Here is a 1292-nt window from a genome sequence, read left to right as displayed (position 1 = left end):
ACAGCAGGTTATGCTAACCATGATGCGGAGCAAGCGCGTAGTGAGGTGGAAAAGGTAAAAAGCACAGCGAATGAAGCGTGGAGTAAAGCTTACGACGCGAATGAAGCCGCCAATAACGCTAAGACTATAGCAAGATTAGCAGAAATGGCAGGTGAAGAAGCCAAGAAAATAGCGGAGAAAGCCGATGACCGAGCGTATGAAGCCAAGAATGAAGTAGAAAAAGCCAAGGAAATAGCGAGTAATGCAAAATATATAGCAGGAGAGGCGCAGAGGGCAGCCGAAACAGCGGGTAAGAAAGCCGCGTCTTTAGAAGAAGAAGCGGAAGAGGCACAAAAAATAGCCAAGGAAGCCAAGGAGTCTGCTGGTTATGCAAGACATGATGCGACGCAAGCGCGCAATCAGGCAGAAAATGCAGAGAAAATAGCCTCGTCTGCGAGGAGTAGGGTTATCGATATCAACCAAGTGGTTGAGAATTTTAAAGCCCCCGTAAGTTTAGCGCGGATGTACTCAGACGAAGCCAAGAAAAAAGCCGAGGCGGCAGATTCACAAGCCTATCAAGCCAAGAGCGAAGCCGAAAAAGCCAAGGAAGTAGCCGATAGAGCGAAAAGGACAGCAGAAGAAGCCAAAACAACCGCCGATACAATGAAGAAAGAGCTTAGTGGTATCAAGAGTTCTCTGGAAACAGCGACAACAGCTCATACAGTAGCTTCACAGGCAAAAGCGCTAGCGGAAGAGGTAAACAATTTACTGAAACAGTCCAATTTAACGGTTCTTTCAATTTCCACGCCGTTTCTTATTGCAACAGGGAAAAAACAACTCACATTGAAGAAAGGAACGCGTATAACCTTGGCATTAGGCAATGATACTTTGGTTGCAAGTTATACGGAAGATACAATAATAAACGTTTCTTCTATTTCTGCGGGCAAGGATTATTATGTTTATTTGGTTTCTGATGGAAGACAGTCTCATAAATTTGTTTTATCAGAAAACTCTACGTATCCAAGGAATTACACAGTGAGTAATTCGCGAAAGATAGGAGGGTTTCATACGCTTTGTGCGGATGTTGGTACGATTTCCGGTCACCCCTTGTCTGGTTATAGGGCAGGGGATATTTTACCCAATTCAGTTTGGTGTCTCAATCACCGCCCTTATAGTTCACCAGAGGGAATGGTCTACGACCCCTCTACAGATCTTTGGGTTGATATTTATCTTCAATCAGGGACGGGTGAAAATACGAAATCAATGTATCGTACCAATATAACAACAAACCGTAATTATACCGAACATGTAAC

The 1292-nt window shown here is 44.1% G+C and carries 1 pseudogene; it reads left to right on the top strand.

From position 1 onward, the window contains the following. Window positions 1-1292 (top strand): annotated as a pseudogene (locus tag ACFILZ_RS09785) (hypothetical protein); the annotation flags it as partial.

This window comes from Bartonella sp. AP40SXNS (assembly GCF_042195825.1).
Lineage (GTDB): Bacteria > Pseudomonadota > Alphaproteobacteria > Rhizobiales > Rhizobiaceae > Bartonella.
The sequence above is the reverse complement of the archived record's forward strand: the minus strand, read 5'-3'. Positions and strand labels throughout refer to the sequence as shown.